20 protein-coding genes are annotated in these 20,160 nt (G+C 51.5%); 9 read left to right on the forward strand and 11 right to left on the reverse strand.

Annotated features, from left to right (window positions below; translation table 11 throughout):
* Positions 1–145: 145 nt before the first annotated feature.
* Positions 146–619, forward strand: a complete 474-nt coding sequence (locus VFS25_RS24345) for a DoxX family protein (protein ID WP_326464791.1) — start codon at positions 146–148, stop codon at positions 617–619.
* On the opposite strand, the gene VFS25_RS24350 is transcribed toward VFS25_RS24345, so the two are convergent.
* Positions 594–1,340 (reverse strand): sulfite exporter TauE/SafE family protein, encoded by a 747-nt coding sequence (locus VFS25_RS24350; RefSeq protein WP_326464792.1) that lies wholly within the window; start codon positions 1,338–1,340, stop codon positions 594–596. The two genes, VFS25_RS24345 and VFS25_RS24350, sit on opposite strands and share 26 nt — an antisense overlap.
* A 15-nt stretch (positions 1,341–1,355) precedes the next feature.
* Positions 1,356–2,084 carry a bacillithiol biosynthesis deacetylase BshB1 gene (gene bshB1, locus VFS25_RS24355; RefSeq protein WP_326464793.1) on the reverse strand — a complete coding sequence of 243 codons (729 nt, stop codon included), beginning with the start codon at positions 2,082–2,084 and terminating at the stop codon, positions 1,356–1,358.
* A gap of 112 nt (positions 2,085–2,196) precedes the next feature.
* On the opposite strand from bshB1, the gene VFS25_RS24360 reads away from it, so the two are divergent.
* Positions 2,197–3,237: an endo-beta-N-acetylglucosaminidase H gene (locus tag VFS25_RS24360; protein ID WP_326464794.1), complete on the forward strand. Its 1,041-nt coding sequence runs from the start codon at positions 2,197–2,199 to the stop codon at positions 3,235–3,237.
* A gap of 39 nt (positions 3,238–3,276) precedes the next feature.
* Here the strand turns inward: VFS25_RS24360 and VFS25_RS24365 are convergent, their stop codons facing one another.
* The 5 genes from VFS25_RS24365 to VFS25_RS24385 all read right to left on the reverse strand — a co-directional run bounded on the left by VFS25_RS24365 (position 3,277) and on the right by VFS25_RS24385 (position 8,607).
* Positions 3,277–3,771 (reverse strand): hypothetical protein, encoded by a 495-nt coding sequence (locus VFS25_RS24365; protein ID WP_326464795.1) that lies wholly within the window; start codon positions 3,769–3,771, stop codon positions 3,277–3,279.
* A gap of 90 nt (positions 3,772–3,861) precedes the next feature.
* Positions 3,862–4,485, reverse strand: coding sequence for a DUF4294 domain-containing protein (locus VFS25_RS24370; RefSeq protein WP_326464796.1), 624 nt, complete (start codon positions 4,483–4,485; stop codon positions 3,862–3,864).
* A 71-nt stretch (positions 4,486–4,556) separates the two neighbouring features.
* Positions 4,557–5,588, reverse strand: coding sequence for an alpha/beta hydrolase (locus VFS25_RS24375; protein WP_326464797.1), 1,032 nt, complete (start codon positions 5,586–5,588; stop codon positions 4,557–4,559).
* A gap of 40 nt (positions 5,589–5,628) precedes the next feature.
* Entirely contained in the window at positions 5,629–8,163 is a 2,535-nt protein-coding gene (gene ccsA / locus VFS25_RS24380; RefSeq protein ID WP_326464798.1) for a cytochrome c biogenesis protein CcsA, read from the reverse strand.
* Positions 8,164–8,208: 45 nt separating this feature from the next.
* Positions 8,209–8,607, reverse strand: coding sequence for a cytochrome c maturation protein CcmE (locus VFS25_RS24385; RefSeq protein ID WP_326464799.1), 399 nt, complete (start codon positions 8,605–8,607; stop codon positions 8,209–8,211).
* 161 nt (positions 8,608–8,768) lie between these two features.
* On the opposite strand from VFS25_RS24385, the gene VFS25_RS24390 reads away from it, so the two are divergent.
* From VFS25_RS24390 to VFS25_RS24400, 3 genes are all read left to right on the forward strand, one after another.
* Complete coding sequence (locus VFS25_RS24390) at positions 8,769–9,812, forward strand: agmatinase family protein (protein ID WP_326464800.1); 1,044 nt, start codon at positions 8,769–8,771, stop codon at positions 9,810–9,812.
* 110 nt (positions 9,813–9,922) lie between these two features.
* Positions 9,923–10,510, forward strand: coding sequence for a hypothetical protein (locus VFS25_RS24395; RefSeq protein WP_326464801.1), 588 nt, complete (start codon positions 9,923–9,925; stop codon positions 10,508–10,510).
* Between the two features lie 157 nt (positions 10,511–10,667).
* Positions 10,668–11,963, forward strand: coding sequence for a radical SAM protein (locus VFS25_RS24400; protein WP_326464802.1), 1,296 nt, complete (start codon positions 10,668–10,670; stop codon positions 11,961–11,963).
* On the opposite strand, the gene VFS25_RS24405 is transcribed toward VFS25_RS24400, so the two are convergent.
* Positions 11,929–13,152, reverse strand: coding sequence for an MFS transporter (locus VFS25_RS24405; RefSeq protein ID WP_326464803.1), 1,224 nt, complete (start codon positions 13,150–13,152; stop codon positions 11,929–11,931). The genes VFS25_RS24400 and VFS25_RS24405 overlap by 35 nt on opposite strands.
* A 191-nt stretch (positions 13,153–13,343) precedes the next feature.
* Between VFS25_RS24405 and VFS25_RS24410 the strand changes: the two genes are divergently transcribed.
* From VFS25_RS24410 to VFS25_RS24425, 4 genes are all read left to right on the forward strand, one after another.
* Complete coding sequence (locus tag VFS25_RS24410) at positions 13,344–14,108, forward strand: sulfite exporter TauE/SafE family protein (RefSeq protein WP_326464804.1); 765 nt, start codon at positions 13,344–13,346, stop codon at positions 14,106–14,108.
* 51 nt (positions 14,109–14,159) lie between these two features.
* Positions 14,160–15,038, forward strand: a complete 879-nt coding sequence (locus VFS25_RS24415; protein WP_326464805.1) for a hypothetical protein — start codon at positions 14,160–14,162, stop codon at positions 15,036–15,038.
* A gap of 206 nt (positions 15,039–15,244) precedes the next feature.
* Entirely contained in the window at positions 15,245–16,603 is a 1,359-nt protein-coding gene (locus VFS25_RS24420) for a DUF5723 family protein (RefSeq protein ID WP_326464806.1), read from the forward strand.
* A gap of 74 nt (positions 16,604–16,677) precedes the next feature.
* Complete coding sequence (locus VFS25_RS24425) at positions 16,678–17,976, forward strand: folylpolyglutamate synthase/dihydrofolate synthase family protein (protein ID WP_326464807.1); 1,299 nt, start codon at positions 16,678–16,680, stop codon at positions 17,974–17,976.
* Between the two features lie 3 nt (positions 17,977–17,979).
* On the opposite strand, the gene VFS25_RS24430 is transcribed toward VFS25_RS24425, so the two are convergent.
* The 3 genes from VFS25_RS24430 to VFS25_RS24440 form a co-directional block, all read right to left on the reverse strand.
* A complete protein-coding gene (locus VFS25_RS24430; RefSeq protein ID WP_326464808.1) occupies positions 17,980–18,540 on the reverse strand; it encodes an NUDIX hydrolase in 561 nt (186 codons plus the stop codon).
* Between the two features lie 78 nt (positions 18,541–18,618).
* Positions 18,619–19,155: a YfiT family bacillithiol transferase gene (locus VFS25_RS24435; protein WP_326464809.1), complete on the reverse strand. Its 537-nt coding sequence runs from the start codon at positions 19,153–19,155 to the stop codon at positions 18,619–18,621.
* Positions 19,156–19,357: 202 nt separating this feature from the next.
* Complete coding sequence (locus VFS25_RS24440; protein ID WP_326464810.1) at positions 19,358–20,122, reverse strand: ABC transporter ATP-binding protein; 765 nt, start codon at positions 20,120–20,122, stop codon at positions 19,358–19,360.
* Positions 20,123–20,160: the final 38 nt, after the last annotated feature.

Here is a 20,160-nt window from a genome sequence, read left to right on the forward strand (position 1 = left end):
GGGAAGGTATGCCCGGCCGGAATTTATTTTCAATAACCTGTCAGTAATGCATCAATACGCCGTCTGTTATAGAGCATGAGCTATCCATCGGCATTGCCAGTGGCGGGCATGGTGGACGATTTTATTAAAACAATAAAGAATTACGATGAAAAATCAGCAACACTGGGCGCCTTTGCTTTTACGTTTAGTTACAGGAACCGGGTTTATGGTACATGGATTTGCCAAATTGAGCCGGGGACCGGCCGGCTTTGAAAAGCTGCTCGCCCAGATTGGTGTTCCTTTGCCTCATTTTATGGCCTGGGCTACCGCGCTTTTAGAATTTTTTGGCGGCCTGCTGCTGCTCCTGGGCGCTTTTGTGGTTATTATCTCCATACCCCTCGTTGTTACTATGCTGGTAGCTATGTTTACCATACATATCCGGTACGGTTTCAGCTCCATTAAAACAACCGGGTTAACGCCTGACGGGCCTGTGTTCGGGCCTCCGGGCTATGAAGTAAACCTGCTTTATATTGCCTGCCTTGTTTCATTGATAATAATGGGGGCGGGTAAGTTATCAATAGACAGCTGGCGGAAACAGCGGGCCGGAAAACAGGTTAGCTCTTTACACCCAACAGGGTGAAACAGATCAGCAATACACCAATAAGGATTAATCCAAAGTAAACATACCTGAAAAAGGAACGGCCTTGTAATTTATGATTCAGGTACCTGCCAATGAAAATGGCAGGTATCATAGCGGGCAAACATAACAGGAAATATTTTATTACGGTCCATCCCAGCAGGCCACGGAAAGCATAGCCCACCAGCCCTATGAAACTGGCCGGCAGAAAGTAGGCCTGCAGGGTGGCCCTGAAATGCTGCGCGCTCCACTTTCTCATATTGCCGTATACCACAAGCGGCGGACCATTGAGGCCGTATGCGCCGCCCAGCACCCCTGATAAAAAGCCGCACACAAAAAGCCAGAAACGGCTGTCGTGCTGCAGGTGCAGCGCATTCTTTGCCTGCATGGCATAGGTGCTGTAGCCCACAATCAACAAGCCTAATATGATCTTTACCCAGTACTCGTTGCCATAGGCCAGTATCAGCAATCCCAGCGGAATGCCAGGCAAAGCGCATAATATAAGCCATTTGGCGCTGCTGATGTGTACCTTGCTCCGGTCCTGCACCACCACCACCAGCGCTACCAGTACGGACATCAGCACCGATAAAGGCACTGCTACATCCAGCGGTATAAAAAGCACAAAAAGCGGCACGGCTATCAGCGATTCGCCAAAGCCGAACATAGAACGCACCAGGGTGGCTAAAAAGCTAATGGCTATAATGAAGATAGTTGCTGCAGGCATGGTAAAACCGGCGCGTCAGGTTACTTCGTTAATGAGATCGGCAAAATTGCGGATGCCAATGGTTTTTGCGCTCGTATAGCCTTCGGCGTACTCTACGCCTACCATTTTACCCAGCATGCGGGCGCGGTATACAACGCTGTCAAAAAAGCCCTGGGATGAAATGTAGGTTTGCACCTGGTCGTTCTCAGGGGCCAGGAACTGGGTTTTAAAGCTGCGGATGGCTTCCAGCTTGCGATTCATTACAGGCGTAATATCTATCACCAGGTCCGGCTTATAATAGCGGTCCTGTATAAAGTGAAACACCTGCTTCGGGCGCCAGGCTTCCTGCGGCTGCCCGTTATCGGTGGTTGTTATTTTACGCAGGCCGGCCAAAAAACAGCTGTCGGCAATTAAACGCCCTGCCCTGCCGTGATCCGGGTGGCGGTCGTCCATGGCATTCGCCAGCACAATATCCGGCCGGTACTTTCGTATAGCCTTTATTACTTCCAGCTGGTCTTCTTTTACATTCTGGAAAAATCCGTCGGCCAGGCCAAGATTATCGCGTACTTCCAGGCCCATTACGGCGGCGGCAACCTGTGCTTCCGCTGCTCTTGTTTCGGGGGTGCCCCGGGTGCCTAATTCTCCCCTGGTAAGGTCTACCACACCTACTTTCATTCCCTGCGCAGCATGTACCATTAAAGTGCCGGCACAGGATAGCTCCACATCATCCGGATGGGCTGCTATAGCCAGTATATCCAATTTCATGGGTGCAAAGGAAAGCAAAAATCCGAAGTTTTTTTAAGGGGCTGTAAAGTATGACCAATACATGTCATAGCGCAGGGTTATTTTGTATATTCGGTATATAAAATCCCCCGTTATGCAACTATTGAAAACCCTTGTTTACCCAAGCAACAACAAAACAAACCTGGCAGCATCTGACAAACGTGTAAAAAAGCCATTCAACTACCGGCCTGCATTGTACGCGCTTGCGCTATGCATAGCGGCTGCGGCCTGCAGCCGGGAAAAAAATGACCTGGACAAGCTGCCGCCGCAGCAGCCCAATGAAAATGCCGACACTACTGCCAACGCCGCCGCCAAAACAGGACCTAAGAACGTGGTGTACATTGAAGTTAATAACAACCATATGGCCAATGCCGGTTGTTATACCATGAAAAGCAACGGGCTGCCTTTCTTTGACATGGCTATTATTTTTGCAGCCAACATCAACTATGATACGCAGGCAAAGAAAGCAGTGTTGTACAACAATCCCAATGTTACAAATGTGCTGAGCAACAGGAACACATTTATTAAGCCCCTGCAGGACAAAGGCATTAAAGTGCTGCTGTCCGTGCTCGGCAACCACCAGGGCGCGGGCTTTGCCAACTTTACCAGCCGGGCGGCTGCCAAAGATTTTGCGCAACAGCTAAGCAATGCTGTAACCACTTACGGGCTGGATGGAATTGACTTTGACGATGAGTATGCCGAGTATGGCAAAAACGGCCTGCCGCAACCTAACGACAGCTCGTTTGTAATGCTGCTGGATGAGCTGCGCAAGTTGATGCCCACGAAGCTGATTACCCTGTACAACATAGGGCCTGCCGCTGCGAGGCCCAGCTATGGCGGTAAAAAAACGGGCGACTTTGTAAACTATGCCTGGAACCCTTACTACGGCACTTACTCCGCGCCTTCCTTTGCCGGTATGGCCAAAAGCCAGCTGGGGCCAGCCGCCATCTGGATCAATCATACCGGCTTATCTACCGCCAAATCGCTGGTTACAAGAACCATGAACGACGGTTACGGCGTGGTGCTGTATTATGACCTGAACCAAACCAATAACCAAAGCTATTTTAATACATTGGGCCTGGTTTCACAGAAAGACAGTGTACGTCTTACACCCAATTGCCTGAAGGCATTATAGCATATCCAAATGGGGCGGGAGTTTTTATAACCCCGCCTCTTACTTCGTTTTTACAACCACTCCTATTTCCTGCTCCTTCAGCCCATACTGCTTTTTATCCGCTTTGGTTGTAAGCATCTGCACTGCCGTCACATCCCGCGGTTCCAGTGCAGCCAGCTGTGATACTACGTTACGGGTTAGCACACTATCGGCCATAATGTACCGGAAGCTGCTGTCGCTCCCATATTGCTGCAACGCAGCGGCGTAACCGGGCGACAGGCTACTGAACAGGCGGTTATAACGTTGATGGGCAAACGGTATTGTTTCTATATAAAATACGCCGTTAACGGCACGGTCGCCGTATTGCTCCACTGTTTTGCGGCCGCGCGCAACCGTGATCATGGCAATCTGGTCAGGGGTGATATTCCTCACCATAGACCGGTCTACCTCCACGCTGTCCACCACGAACACCTGTATCGCATCTGCCGCAGTGTCCTGGGCCTTTACAGCTGCTGCAGCCAGCAATAAGCAGCAAATACCTGCTAATAACTTCATGATATAAAATTAGCGTAAATAAAATGGCTTTACTGCTTTTGCAGTGCAACCCGGATGCCTTAAATAGTTAAAGGAGTGTTACCGTGCGGATTAATTGTAGGCGCGGAAGTAGCGGTACATTTCTATTTCCTGTACAATTTGTTCTATATCCCTGTCTTCTTCCTTATCGTATTCGCTTTTGAGGTTGCCGCCGAAGAAAAAGGCTACGGTTTGCCACATGCGGGCATTAAAACCGCCTTTCAGCTCTTTGATGATGGCATAGCAGTTTTGGCCGCTCTGGCGGTCAATCAGCTTCATTAGCACCCGGCCCTGGTAAATGGACAGGTTTTCCAGCTTATCGCCAAATTCAGCTTTCAGCTCTTTTTCCTTGGCATTCAGGTAAGCCTTGCGGTCTTTTTTATTGGACAGGGTAGCCAGGCGGCCATTCACATCGCGCAGGATGCGGGCAGCTGAATTGGCGTACGGATAGGTTACATACACCGCATTGCGCAGGCGGGTCCACCGCTCCCGCTGCTTACGCAGCTTGCGGGGCAGCTTGTCTGTTACCTCAAATACCTGCAGGGTAATGGAAGGCAGCGTATCTGTACCAATCACCACCACCGGTACCGATACGCCCCTGCTTTCACCGGCAGACTGGGCGGCGGCTTTTTGCCGGCATAGGATGCAGCATATAGCGAGTGTAACTATAAAAGTAAGTGTTTTAACACGGCGCATTTCCGGTGAAACGGGATTTTATGTACTAAAGTTACAATAAAAAGATTGTAGATTTTTTGTTTTATGCGCCCTCATTTTATTGTGTAGGCGCCCTGGTTCTCTAATGGTTTCAGCCTTAGCACATGCTCTGCAAAGCCGTTCATGGCCTGCTCTACAGCCGGTATGTCGTGCGATGTAAGGGAGCTGCCCAGCACATGCGCGCCGGCGCCGGGTATGGCTACCGCCTGCTTGCTGCCGGGCGGGGTGCCCAGCTCTTTTTCCATAGCCAGTATAGCAGCTATGCGCACCGTAGGATCCTGGTGATGCTCATCTTTATAATAGTACAGGTTCTGCACCGGCTGGTGTATTTTTTCAAAGGTAGCGGCCGTCATGCTGCTCTCCAGCAGGTTTTGCAGCTGTACCACCGCCTCCAGCCGGTACCTGGTATTCCAGTAGCGCGAAATGGTAGTATCTCCTTCGCCGGAAGTATGGTTATAATTACCCCTTTTTATCCAGCGGGCCACCTGCAGCCCCCAGGGATTATTGGCCAGGAAAGCCATGGGGTCGTTAATGGCAATGTTGGGAGAAAGGTTCATGACCGCATGCACCTGCCGCGGGTACTGCGCAGCCAGCATTAACGCCAGCGTGCCGCCGGTAGAGGTGCCTGCCACAATAACCGTATCGCCTATGGCCATGCCAATGGCCAGGGCTTCTTTGGCGTCGCGCCACAGGCCTTCGGCCGTCATGTGCAGTAAAGGTTCGGAAGTATCAATGCCATGCCCGTCCAGGCGGGAAAGGTACAGATTGCAGCCGTAGCGGCGGGCGAAGTCGGGTATTACAGGATCGCCTTCTTTACGGCTGGCGGAAAAGCCATGCAGGTATACAATGCTGTAAGGCGTTTTGCGGTGCAGGGAGTCATACCACACAATACGGGCGTCATTATCCGGCTTCAGGTGATGCCTGCTTTCCCGCAGGGTAATGTATTGCGTTAATGCAGCAGCATCGGTTGGCACAGCAGGCAGCCCGGGATCATATACCGGGGCGGCAGGACTGGGACCCAGCCAATATACCGCCGCCAATACCACCAGCGCCACCAGCGCTATACGCAGCCATTTGCGTTTCATGGAACAAGGATTTTTCTGAACGGGCGGCTACAGCGCGCTGCTATGCTTCCTGCATGGCAGCAGGCCGTACCTCGCGCGCGGGGGCGGGCTTATTGCCCTTCAGCCGCTGGTACATGCTCATCAAAAAGCCGGCGATCATTACCAGCACACCTATCCACAACACGTTAATGAAGGGAAAGATCAGCGCCTTCAGCACAATGTAATCATCAAAGGTACCGGCTTCCTTTACCTGCAGCTCTATCTTGTTTTCCTTAGGCAATATCTTACTGAACCGCACGTACAGCGACAGCGGGGATAAAGTGTCCGGTATGCTGTACTGGTAAGTATTATCGCGTATGAAATACACCGGCTGCATGTTAAACGCCTCATTGTTTTTCGTATGCACCTCCAGGTTAGCGCCCACGGCCAGGTCGCCGGGCTGCGGGCTGTAGTTGCGGTGCTGCGGCTGCGGCTGCAGTCCTTTGAATATAATGTACCCGGAGGAAAAGAAAACAGAGTCGCCCTCTTTTACCATGTGCGGGCTGTATTGTGCGGTATCATTGGCCTCATCCTTACGCGGCACGGCTGTTACATAGGTAAAAATATCGCGGGTAAGGTAGTGGCGCGATGATGGGTTGGAGGTTAATCCCTCCTGCCCTCTTGTATTTACAAATGCATCGGGGTACAGGGTAAAGCTTTCCAGCAGGGCGCCGTTCTGCGGATCTTTTTTCTCGTACCGCACCACAAAGTAGGTTTTAGGATCGCCGGCAGCAGTAGAGTCGCCGGCATAGGTTACGTGGTAAGCGCCCATCTGCATGGGGAAGTTGCGCGGCAGCATCAGGTTCTCGCGGGGATCTTCCTTACTGTCTTTACCAAAGAAACCGCCTTCCAGCATCTTCATCCGGTCAATGGAAATCACCTCTTTTTTGGAAGAGGAGATCAGCACGCCTAACAGCACCAGGCCAAAGCCAATATGCGCCACAGATGCGCCGGCTGATTTCATTTTACCATGTAAGCCCACGAAAATGTAAGCAGCGTTGCCGATTACGGCATATACGCTGGCAAACAGCATAATATAAATAGCCACCAGGAAACCGGCGCCATAGGTATCAAAATCAATATGCCCCAGCCATCCAATAAGCACAGTAGCTACCAGCGATGCGGCTGTAGGCCACAGCAGCTTTGCGGTAAGCTGTTTACGCGGCGTATCTTTATACTTCAGGTATTGTACAATGGCCGTAAGCAGGCCAATGACAATGGCTACCCATATCTGTATTTTGTTATAGTGGAATACCGGCTCCAGCGGGGGGGCCAGCTGCTTTATCTTAAACAGGGAGCGCAGGCCGGTAAGGTCCAGCAGCTTGTTCCACACAGGTATAGAAGTGGTAAAGGATATCTGTATGGCGGCAATCAGCAGCACCAGCGCGCCTATAAACAGCCAGAACTCGCGGGAGTAGGAGCTTTCCTCCTTCTTTACACCGGGTATTTCTTTCCGCCGTGCTATCAGCAGTACAAAAGCCGGGATGGTAAATACGCCCATATACACCAGCAGCTGGCCGCTCATACCCAGGTCGGTAAAGGAGTGTACGGAAGTTTCGCCCAAAATGCCGCTACGGGTAAGGAAGGTAGCGTACAGGATAAGCACAAAGGATATAAAGAAGAAAAAGAAGGTTGATTTTAAGGCGTGCCCGCTGTGCTTATAGGCCAGCAGGGTGTGAATGCCCGCTATCAACGTAAGCCAGGGCACCAGGGAGCCGTTCTCTACCGGGTCCCAGGCCCAGTAGCCGCCGAATGTAAGGGATTCATAAGCCCAGGCGGCGCCCATCATTACGCCGGTGCCCAGTATCATGCCGGCAAACAGCGCCCAGGGCAGCACCGGTTTTATCCATGCCGTGTACTCGCGGGTCCACAGGGCGCTTAATGCGTAGGCAAAAGGAATGATCATGGAGGCAAAGCCCAGGAACAGCACCGGCGGGTGTATTACCATCCAGTAGTTCTGCAGCAGCGGGTTAAGGCCGTTACCATCGGTGATCATGCTCAGGTAGTTGGGAGAAGATGTCCAGGGCAGGCCCAGGTTTTCCTCCGCATGGCGCAGCAGCAGAAAGGGATTGCTGCCTACCCGGTAGCCCAGTATGTAAATGCCCAGCAACATGCTGGCCAGGCACAGCTGCGCAAAAGACAGCACGGTCATTACCGGCGCCTCCCACTTTTTAGCGCGGAACAGCAGTATAACACCCAGCACGCAGTGCCAGATGCTCCACAGCAGGAAGCTGCCCTCCTGGTCGGCCCAGAAGCTGGACAGCAGGTACTTTACCTCCAGGTTGCGGGAGGAGTTGCGCCAAACGTATTTATATTCAAAAAAGTGATTATACAGTATGTAATATAGAATGCCGAACACGGCAAAAACAGCCGCTACTTCTACCAGGAAGGCAATACGGGCCAGCTTTTTCCATGACTCGTGCAGGGTTACTTCCTTTGCCCTTACGGCGTTAAAATAAGCCACAGTGGCTACCAGCGACGCCATAAATGACAGTACGGCAAAAAAGTGTCCAAACTGGCCGGGCAGCAGATGTTCCCCTATGTATTTAATTTCCAAAATGTTGCATGATTAAAATGAACAAAACGCGCTACGCGGTAACCCTTACATCTGTTTGGTACCCATAGCTACCTGGTCGTCCTTGTATTTGGAAGGGCATTTCATCAGGATCTTGTTGCAGTGAAACTCCCCTTTTTCTATTTTACCGGTCAGCACCAGCTGCTCGGCCTTTTCAAAATCCGTAGGCTTGGTGCCCAGAAAAATAACTTTACGGGTTTCGCCTACTTTATCTTTCATATAAAAAGTAAAATAGTTCGCATCCTTTAACGGATCGTATGAAAGCCCTTTGGATTTGTCCAGCGTGCCTATAATATGGTATTCCTTTCCTTCCTTTTCCCGGGCTGTGGCAAATGTTTCATAGGTACTGAAGTCCCCTACCATGGTCACAATAATGCCAATGGCCACGGCAATCACCACCAGTAAAACGATATTTGTTTTCTTCATAACTTATTTTTTCGGGCAAGCTTCCTTTTTTTCCTGCGCAAAATTAACGCAAAAAGCCTGTTTGTTGGTCTAATTTTTATATAAAAGGTATCTATGTTGCTATAGACTAGGTAACAGATCACTATCTTTGCGCCGAAATAAGAAAACGAACTTTCAATATCATGGCCGATCTATCACAATTTGATCCCAACTCGGTAGGCATTTTGTCCAACAACATATTTGGCCTGCCGTTTAGCGAAGAGGATGCAAAACTGGTACTGTTGCCTGTTCCCTGGGAGGTAACCGTATCCTATGCCAATGGTACGGCCCGTGGCCCGGAACAGATATTCAAAGCCTCTTTCCAGGTAGACCTGTACGACCCGGACGTAAAGGACGGGTGGAAAAAGGGGTTTTTTATGCGGGAGCCGGATAAACACCTGCTGCTGCGCAGCGATTACCTGCGTAAGGAAGCCGAGCTGTATATCAAATTCCTGGTAGAAGGCGGCGATATAGGCGATAACCAGTTCCTGAAAAAGACCCTGGTAGATGTAAATACCGGTACCAGGGTGATGAATGAATGGGTGTACAACCAAACCCTGGCCCTGCTGAACAAGGGCAAGCTGGTAGGCCTGGTAGGCGGCGATCACAGCACCCCGCTGGGTTATTACAAGGCTATTGGTGAAAAAAGGGGGGATTTTGGCATTTTACAGGTAGATGCCCACTGCGACCTGCGCGAAAGCTATGAAGGCTTCCAGTACTCCCATGCCTCCATTATGTATAACGCGCTGAAAGAAGTGCCGCAGCTTACCAGGCTGGTACAGGTGGGCATACGCGATTATTGCGAAGAGGAGCTGGATTTTATAAAGGACAACCCCGAGCGGGTAACCACCTTCTTTGATAAAGATATTAAGGAGGCCCAGTTTGAGGGCGAGCAATGGAAAAGCATCTGCGACCGTATCATAGCTGCCCTGCCGCAGCAGGTGTACATCAGCTTTGATATAGACGGGCTGGACCCCAAGCTGTGCCCCCATACCGGCACCCCGGTACCCGGCGGCTTTGAGGTAGCGCAAATCTTTTACCTGTTTAAACGCGTGCTCGCCAGCGGCCGCCAGCTTATTGGGTTTGACCTGAACGAAGTAAGCACCTCCCATGATGAATGGGACGCCAATGTAGGCGCCCGCGTGCTCTTTAAACTGTGCAACCTTTTAGTAATGAATAATGAATAATTAAGAATTAATAATGAATGCAGTGTGCTGTCAGGGCGGTGGTTGTTACAAGGTTTATTGCTCATTATTCATTATTATTAATTATTCATTCTTAATTATTAATTTATCTGATGTTTAAGATCAGGATACTACATCCCAACACCATTACCCGCCTGCGCTTACAACCGGTTATGCACGGCATGGCCGGCCTGCTGTTCTTTTTTAATGCTATTGGCATTTACAGAAGCCCGCAGCCAAATGGATTTATGACGGTACTATTCCTGCTGATGGGACTGTCGAGCATTGTATTTCCTTTTGTAATGCGGCGGTTCCGCAACTTCTCCGGCGCCAACAGCCTGATGCGCATGCTGCAGGTATTTGTGTGCTTTAGCGCCTGCCTGTATTTTCTTTCCCACCTGCAGCCGGTAATCGGCGGCCTGCACGTGCTGGTTGGCATAGGCCTGGCTTACATCGGGTGGACGGAGTACAACATGCTGCAGCCAGCATATATAATGCTCGACATCCCGGGCGTTACCCTGCCCAAAACCTTTTCCAGGAAGGTGATAAGCTGGAACCAGCTGAATAACGTAGTTTTGCGGAACGACCTGCTTACCATTGATTTCAAGAACAACAAGCTGCTGCAGCTGGAAGTGCTGGATAACATACCGGATTTTAAAGCAGCGGAAATCAATGCATTTTGCCAATCACGAATTACCTGAGTCAATTGTCAATTACGAATTACGAATGATTGAAGCGGAGGGTTGAAGCGGATGATTGAATTATGCTTATACTCCGAGCCACACGAAAAAAGAGCGCATTGTATCTTTTTCAATTCGTAATTCGTAATTGATAATTCGTAATTCTAAACACTTGTAAATGATAACACAAAGCCCATACATCCTTTATTCCGACGGGAAAGGAAATATTTTTGAAGATACCAGCCTGTATGTTACCGGGCGAAGCGCCTGGGATGCATTGCCCATACCGGTTGAAGAGTGGATTGAGCTGCCCGAAGGAGGCCAGCTGTATGAGCTGCCCGGCCGCCGCGGCATAGGCATCAGCGCTGCTACGGAAGAAATGGCCCTGTGCGATAAAGGATGGGCCGTAGCCGCATTTATACCGCCTGCGCATACCGGCTTTTACCTGGCTGCATATGAAACCCTGCCCGATGCCCCCACCCTGCCCCTGTTCTGCTACACGGCAGTAGGCTGGCTGAACGGCAAATTTTATGTACCGGCCACCCGCATTGAGCAGGACATTCGCCAGGAATGCGCCGGCTTTGACGACAAAAAGGTGAAGCAGGGCGTAAAACAGCTGCTGCAGGCTTACCCGCATAACCGCCTGGTACAGCACCTGGCTAACAACTGCGCCCTTACCTACCACTGCCCTGCCGCCCGTAACTATTTTATGGGCCGCTGGGAATGCCCCATTCCATCCTCTCCCGCCTGTAATGCCAACTGCGTAGGATGTATTTCTTTTCAGCCGGCGGAGGAAAGCATTGTATCAACCCAGGAACGCCTGCAGTTTAAGCCCAGCGCCGAAGAAATTGTGGAATATACCGTACCGCACCTGGAAACAGCGCCCTTTCCCATTGTAAGCTTTGGGCAGGGCTGCGAAGGTGAGCCGCTGCTCATGTGGGAAACCATCCGCGCATCGATACTGGAAATACGGAAACATACGCCCAAAGGCAGCATTAATATTAATACCAACGGCAGCAAGCCCGATGCGGTGCGCGCCCTGTGCGAAGCAGGGCTGAACAGCATACGGGTAAGCACCAACTCAGCCCAGGAAAGATGGTACACCCCCTACTACCGCCCCAATAACTACCGATTTGAGGATATTGTGGAAAGCCTGAAAGTGGTGCGTTCGTTTGGCGGGTGGACCTCCATCAACTACTTTGTGTTTCCGGGCATGACGGACAGCGAGTCTGAATACGAAGCCCTGCGCAGGCTGATCAAGGAAACAGACTTGTGCATGATACAGTGGCGCAACTTTAACATTGATCCGGACTGGTACCTGGGTAAGCTGGGCATTACCGATACCGGCGACTGCCTGGGTATGGCGCAGCTGCTGGAGCTGATTCATGAAGAATTTCCGCACCTGAAATTCGGGTACTTTAACCCGCCAATGGAAAGGATCAAAGGGGACTATGCGCGCGACTTTGCGCACTAAGGCGGCGTTGCAGCAGCATAAAGCCGGCGGAGGTTACCAGGCACCAAACCGTTACCACATACCACCACTCCCGGAAGCCCAGCCGCTCGGCCAGGTAAGCGCTTAATGGCGGCGACACTATCTGCGCCACCGAATAGGAAATAGTATACATTGCAGCATACTGCCCGCGGTTATGCTCCTGGCTGCGGCTGATCCAGAAGGCATTCATAAAAGGCATGCTAAGCATTTCACTGAAAGTAAAGAACACCATGTATACCACTGCGGCAAGGCCCAGGGCCGGCAGCAGGTTTAAGCTCAGGTAGGCCAGGCTGCCGAGCAGCAGGCCCCTGGCAATCAGCACCAGGCTGGGTTTACTACCTTCCAGCTTGTACACCAGCACCATTTCCAACAACGCTATTGTTAACCCGTTGGCGGCCAGCAGCAGCCCGATATAAAATTCGCTCAGGCGCAGCACGGATTTAAAGTAGATGGGTATGATGGACGTTATCTGGAAAAAGCTCATGGCAAAAAACGTTACCAGCAGGGAAAACAGCATGTACAGCACATCTTTGTAGGCCGATGGCCCCTGTGGCGTGGCAGGCGCCGTTTTATCGTCCGCCGCGCCCTTTACGATTTTCACAGGCGGCAGAAATACGCGCATCAGCAGGGCGGCCAGTATACAGGTTAAGCCATCTGCCCAGAATAAAAAATCATAGCTGATGGCTGCCAGCATACCGCCGGCTGCCGGGCCAATGGAAAAGCCCAGGTTTACGGCCAGGCGGTTCAGCGAGTAGGAACGCACCCGGTTTTCAGGTTGGCTGTACCAGGCAGTAGCCGCGGCGTTGGCAGGACGGAATGCATCGCCTACCAGGGCGGTTACAAAAGTGCAGGCGCAGATCTGCGCCATGGTTTGCATTTGCCCCAGCACAATCAGCAGCACCCCGTTCAGGAACAGGCTCCAGAACTGTATGGGGTAAAAGCCTATCCTGTCGGACAGGCGGCCGCCGGCCAGCGCCCCAAATACGGAGCCCACGCCAAAGAAAGCCACCACCACCCCTGCCTGCGCTATGCTCAGGTGCATACGCTGCGTAAGGTAAATGGTAAGAAAAGGCAGCACCATGTTACCGCTGCGGTTAATAAGCAATACCAGCGACAACAGCCAGGTAGACGGGCTTAGTCCCGAAAAGGCCTTTTTGTATAATGAAAACAAGGAAAACCGGGTTTGGGAGCGCAAATGTAAAGAATAGTTATGAGTTAGCTGTTCGCTTTCCTCCTTCACCATTCAGTTTTGCCTGCTATATTTTGTTTTCAACCCTGTGCTTCCCGCTTCTTGCCTTTTGCTTTCTGCTTTCTGCTTTCTGCTTTTTGCTTTTAGCTTTTGCTTATACCTTTGCACCCGCAATGACAACCGACCTGGCCCTGCTGTGCGGCTTTTCCCTGTGCGCCGGCTTTATAGATGCAATCGTAGGCGGTGGCGGCTTAATTCAAACACCCGCCATCCTGTTCACCTTTCCGCAATACCCGGTAGCCACGCTGCTGGGCACTACCAAAATTCCTTCTTTTTCCGGCACCAGCATGGCTGCCTGGCAATATGCGCAGCGGGTAGATTTTGATAAGCCCCTGCTGCTGATTACCGCTGCCACGGCATTTGCAGCCGCCATGGCAGGCTCGTCCCTGGTGAGCTACCTGCCCAATTATTTTTTAAAGCCGGTAATGCTGGTGCTGCTCATAGCAGTGGCCATTTACACCTACCTGAAAAAAGATTTCGGGCAACAGGCGCATAATCCTGCGGGGCATGTGCGCAATACCCGGGTATGGGGCGTCGTTATTGGAATAGTATTAGGCTTTTACGACGGCTTTTTTGGCCCCGGCGCCGGCAGCTTCCTGATACTGGCTTTTATTAGCCTTACCGGGTTCGATTTCCTGCATGCCAGCGCCCATGCCAAGGTGGTGAACCTGGCTACCAACATGGCCTCTATCCTGTATTTTGCCACGCACGGGCACATACTATGGCCGGTAACTATTTTAATGGCAGTGAGCAACCTGACCGGCTCTTTTTTTGGCGCCCGCCTGGCCATTTTAAAAGGTAACAGCCTGGTACGCAGGTTCTTTTTACTGGTGGTGTGCGGCACTATACTGCGTTTTGCATATGAGTTGTGGAAGTAAGCAGCAGGTAAGGAATACCTACTAAAAAAATTCATTACATTTGAAACTATTATGCAGGAGCAGGATAATCAGAAAAGTATTAAAGCATTAGGCGTAACCATTGGCGTGCACGCGTTACTGTTAGTAGCGCTGATGTTTGCCGGCTTTTCTGCGCCCCCGCCCCTGCCCGACCAGGACCTGGGCATGGAGGTGAACCTAGGCACTTCCGACGAAGGTATGGGTAATGAGCAACCGCTTAATCCCAACCCGCCCAGCAGCGCCGCTCCCAATGCCTCTGCGCCGCAAAACCAGCCCACGCCTACGCAGGACAATGCTACAGCGCAGGATATTGCTACCCAGGATGAAGAAGATGCGCCGGAGATCACCAAACCGGAAAAACCGGTGGAAAAACCTAAAGAAATTCCAAAGAACCTGGAGCCCAAGCCCGCCAAAACAACTAAAAAAAGATCCGAGAACCCGCCGGCGCCAGTGCCGCCCGCACCCAAGCCCAAGGCGGTATACACCGGCGGCACCGCCAACAGCGCCAACAGCGGCAATAATGCCAACGGCAGCAACAACGCTACCGGTGAGGGAAATACCGGCAGGCCCGGCGACCGTGGGCAAATTAACGGCGACCCTAACGCCAGCGGTTATACGGGCGGCGGGTTAGGCGGAGGCAGAAGCGATTTCCGCCTGCACGGCAGATCGCTGGTAAGCCGCCCCCAGCCTACTTATGACGGAGATGAAACCGGCTATATTGCCATTAATATAAAAGTAGACAGGCAGGGGAATGTAATTGAAGCTTCCCACAGCCTCAGAGGCTCTACCCTTAACAATGCGCGGTTGATAGAGATTGCAAAAAGGGCAGCGCGGCAAATTAAGTACAATGCCAGCCCGGATGCGCCCGAAGTACAGTTTGGCACCATCCGTTTTTATTTCAGAGTACAGTAATACACAGCGGACAACACTGGCATAATAAATGCTAAGAAAGTAAGCACATCCATAATCCATAGGGTGAAACATGCGTTATCAGCTCTATCAATGATTTTATGCGAAAAATCGTTATTGCCGCTTCAGGGTTGCTATTGCTATGCCAATTAGCAGAAGCCCAGTCGTTTGCAGGCTTTCATACAAGTAATTACGCCGGCATTTATGGGGTGTCCACGAACCCAGCAGCTGCCGCAGGCACCCGTTATAAATGGGATGTAAATATTATTGGGGCAGATGTGAGAGCGGGAAATACCTACGCCAGCTTCACCAAATCGGCTTTACTGCACCAGCCCGAATCGTATGTACGCAACCGTGATTACTTCCTGGACACCAGCGCCTCCCGTAAACAATATGGCTGGGGCATTGGTGAAATAATGATGCCTTCCGTATTATATTCCATTGACGAAAGGCAGTCGGTTGCCTTTACCTGGCGCATACGCGGCGTAGGTAATGCCGGCAATGTGGAAACACCGGTGGCCAACTTTTTTGGTATTGATTTTCCCAACCCGCGCTACACAGGCCGTAACTATAACATTGATTATGCAAGCGTTGCCGGCCAATCGTGGAACGAGTTTGGCTTCAGCTATGCCCGCGTTATTAAAGACGACGGCGAAAACCGGTGGAAAGCCGGCGTTACCATTAAATACCTGAGCGGCATTGCCGCCGGTTACGGCGCGGTAGACGATGCCACTTTTGTTATGAACACCCGGCGGGATGCCACTATTAGCCGCGGTACGCTGAGAGTGGGCTATAGTGAAGCGGTAGACAACTGGGAAAAACCGGATTACAAAAACTTTAAGCTGTTTGGAAACCCCGGCGTAGGGCTGGACCTGGGCGTTATATACGAATGGCGGCCCGACGGCGGCGATGGTTTTGCCGACTACGATGCTGATGCCTGGAACCCCGACGCCAGCACTTATAAATTACGTATAGGAGCCTCCGTTACTGATATTGGCGGTATCTTTTACAAGAAGGCGCCGGCCAGTTCAGACGTGGACCTCACTATCGACCATATCAGCCCCGACTCGCTTAAATACAAAAAGAACGAAGGCTGGCAGCGTTATTACCGCCGCGTACGCGACTACTTTACCCCGGTTCCTACTTACGACGGATTTTTTATGGCTACCCCTGCTGCCGTGCACCTCTCCGGCGATTATAATATCGACGGACGCTTTTTCATCAGCGCCAATGCAGTAGTAGGGCTTTTAACCGGCACAAAAGACGACAGCAAGAATTACGTGGTAACACAGCTGCAGGTAACCCCGCACTTTGATATACGCAACTTCGGCGCTTACCTGCCTTTGGTGATAAACCGCTTCGGGCAGGCAAACGCCGGCATAGGCCTGCGCGCCGGCCCGCTGGTAATAGGCTCTGCCAGTATTATTACCAACCTGTTTCGCTCTACCATTAACCGCGCCGACGGGTTTATAGCCCTGCGCGTACCACTGATCCGCCTGAAAGGCGGTGAAAGCCGCGGCGGCCGTTACGGCAACCAGCTGAAACAGGTATCCTGCCCGCCCAACTGAGGATAAAATATCTTCATTCCGTTTTTTTATCGAAGTTTGCATTACAGAATGGCATTTCCGTAATACAAGCTTTTATGAACTACCAGCAAACCGTTGACTATCTTTACCGGCACCTGCCCATGTTTACACGGCTAGGCGCAGCCGCCCTGAAAAACGACCTGCACAACACTATGGCGCTGTGTAACCTGCTGGATAACCCGCAGCATAAATTCAAATCCATACACATAGCCGGTACTAACGGCAAAGGCTCTACGAGCCATATGCTGGCCGCTGTGCTGCAGCAGGCAGGTTACAAAACCGGCCTGTATACATCGCCGCACCTGCAGGACTTCAGGGAACGTATACGGGTAAACGGGCAAATGGTGCCGGAGAATTTTGTGGTGGAATTTGTACAGCAAATCCAGGGCGCCATTACCACCATTGAGCCATCTTTTTTTGAAGTTACAGTAGCCATGGCGTTCCATTACTTTGCCCTGGAGCAGGTAAATGTGGCCGTAATAGAAGTGGGCCTGGGCGGGCGGCTGGACAGTACGAATGTTATTACCCCAGAGCTGAGCATCATTACCAACATCAGCTATGACCATATGCACATACTGGGCAACACCCTGCCTGAAATAGCCGCAGAAAAAGCCGGCATTATCAAACATGGCGTGCCGGTAGTAATAGGTGAAACACAACCCGCCGTACAATCCGTATTTATCCAAAAAGCGGCTGAAATGCAGGCGCCCATTCACTTTGCCGACCAGGAGTGGCTGGTGCAGGAGAGCAGGCTGAACCCCGCGCACCCCGGCGCCGGCCTGCAAATGCAGCTGCTGCACCATCAACAGCAGCAGGTAAAGCATATTACCCTGGGCCTCAGCGGGCAATACCAGGAAAAGAATATTATGACGGTGCTCAGCGCCATAAAAGTATTGCAGCACCAGGGATGGAGCATCCCGGAAACAGCCCTGCACGAGGGCCTGTTACACGTAAAAAAGCTCACGGGGCTGCGGGGCCGCTGGGAAGTAATGGGCGAAAACCCGCTGCTGGTAATGGATGTAGGGCATAACGAAGCGGGTATTACAGAAATTATACAGCAGCTGCGGCATACAAAGTACCAGCAGCTGCATATAGTAACCGGCTTTGTAAAAGATAAGGCGGTAGATGCGGTGCTGGCCCTGTTTCCACCCGCAGCCACCTATTACTTTTGTAAAGCGCAGCTGCCGCGCGCGCTGGATGAGCAAACCCTGGCCGAAATGGCGGCTGCACACGGTCTTAAAGGGCGCGCCTATGCCACTGTGCAGGAAGCCCTGCAGGCAGCCAAACAACACGCCCATAAAGACGATATGATACTGGTATGCGGCAGCTTCTTCATCGTATCAGAAGCCATGTAAGCATTACAGCATTTTCATCTGCTGCATATGCAGCAGCGCATACATAACACAGGTAACGTGCAGGCTTTGCTTAATACCGTTGTTCAGTATAAGCTGCTTCACCTCTTCCAGCGTAAGGTACACGATCTCTATTTCCTCATTCTGGTCCAGCTGCTGCTCCTGCACCAGTTTACCGCCGCTAGCCAGGAACATATGCATTACATTATTGCTGGAGGCCGCATTGGGACATGTTTCGCCCAGGTAAACCACGTTGTCAAAAGTATGCCCGGTTTCTTCGAGCAGCTCGCGGCGTACGGCCACTTCCGGTGATGCATCTTCAGGGTCCATGGCGCCGCCGGGTATTTCCAGCAAAGTTTGCCCAAAACCCTGGCGATACTGCCTTACCATGATCGCGCGCCCGTCTTCCCCGATAGCCAGGGCATTTACCCAGCCGGGATATTCCAGTACATAATAAGGGTCTACTATTTTACCCGCAGGAGTGATGCAGCGGTCTTTACGCGCAGTCAGCCATTCATCCCGGTATAAGTACTCGGAATGCAGCAGTTTCCAGTCTAACGAAGCCATAACCAGATAATTTGAAGTTTACTAATAAAGCACCGCAGCCTCAGCACAGTGGCCGCCGGTATGGGCAGCCCGGAACTGTTATTCCGCATCAAAATTGCGCTCTTTCAGCCTTTCAATGTGCGCCAGGTGGTGTTTGCCATGCCAGGCATAGTGCGCCGCAATGGTTTTAAGGTTAAAGGTTTTATTATGTTCGGGATGTACAAAAGTGCGCTCCCAGTCTTCGGGCGTCATACTCTCCATGAGGTTCACCCAACGGGTATGTAAGGCGTGCAAAAGGGTAATAGATACATTTATGGGCGTACGTTCCACATCGCCCAGCCTGGCCCAGGCGCCTTCGTCGTAGGGTTTTATAACAGGGTTGTCTTCTGTAAGGGCCAACTTAAAGCGGATGAGGGCGTTCATATGGCTATCGGCCACATGGTGCACCACCTGCATCACCGTCCAGCCGCCGGGGCGGTATGGGGTGTTCAGCTGCCAGGCGTCCAGGTCCTGTACGGCCAGCTCAATAAGGGAGGGGAAATAACGGATGTCGTTGATATAAATTTTCAGGTCATCGGACTTAATAAGCATAGGCGCTTCAAACCGGCCGATGGGATATTGGAGCTGTTCGAGCATAATGATGAATTTTTGAATTACGACTCCGCAAAGCGGAGCATTGTTTGTTCCGCTTTTGGAAAGTGCCTTTGAAAATTATTATGAATGCGGATAATTAAGGATCTGTACAGGCCAAAACTCACTCACAGCTAACTATTATAACAATGCCTTTCATAGCCAACATTATTTGCGTGCCCACCGCCTCTCAATTCGTAATTGACTCCTACTCTTCCCGTAGCGCCCTTCCCGTTAAATGCAGGAACACATCTTCCAGGTTAGCCTGCTTCACTTCCTTTTTACGTTCAAAGCCGCTGGCTACCAGGTTGTCTATTAAAGCATCGGGAGAGTCGAGGGCAATGATCTGGCCGCGGTCTACAATGGCGCAGCGGTCGCACAGGAACTCGGCTTCATCCATATAATGGGTGGTGATCACTACCGTGGTGCCCTGGGCGCGCACCTGCTGTATCAGCTCCCACAGGTTCCGGCGGGCCTGGGGGTCCAGGCCGGTGGTGGGCTCGTCCAGGAAAATGATCTTGGGTTTATTGATAAGCGTGGTGGCTATGGAAAAGCGCTGTTTCTGTCCGCCGGAAAGCTCCTTGTATTTGGCGGCGGCTTTGTCTTCCAGGTTAAAGCGCCGCAGCAGCTCTCTGGCATCTACCGGCTGGTTATACAGGCCGCTGAACAAGGCTACCAGCTCTGTAAGGTTCAGGTTAGGGTAATAGCCAGAACTTTGCAGCTGTACGCCTATGATCTTTTTAATGCCTTCGGGGTTAGCGTCCAGGTCCATACCGTCTACCGTTACCTGGCCCGATGTTTTATCCCGCAGGGTTTCTATGATCTCCAGCGTAGAGGACTTGCCGGCGCCGTTAGGCCCCAGCAGGCCGAATATCTCGTTTTCATATACTTCAAAGCTGATGCCTTTAACCGCAGTAAAATCGCCGTACTGCTTTACCAGGTCCTTTACGGTAATGATCGTTCTCTTTTCCATGCATCAAAGGTAACAGGCAAACGGCAAAAATTAAAAAA

It is taken from the genome of Chitinophaga sp. (genome assembly GCF_035761305.1).
In the GTDB taxonomy this organism is placed as follows: domain Bacteria; phylum Bacteroidota; class Bacteroidia; order Chitinophagales; family Chitinophagaceae; genus Chitinophaga.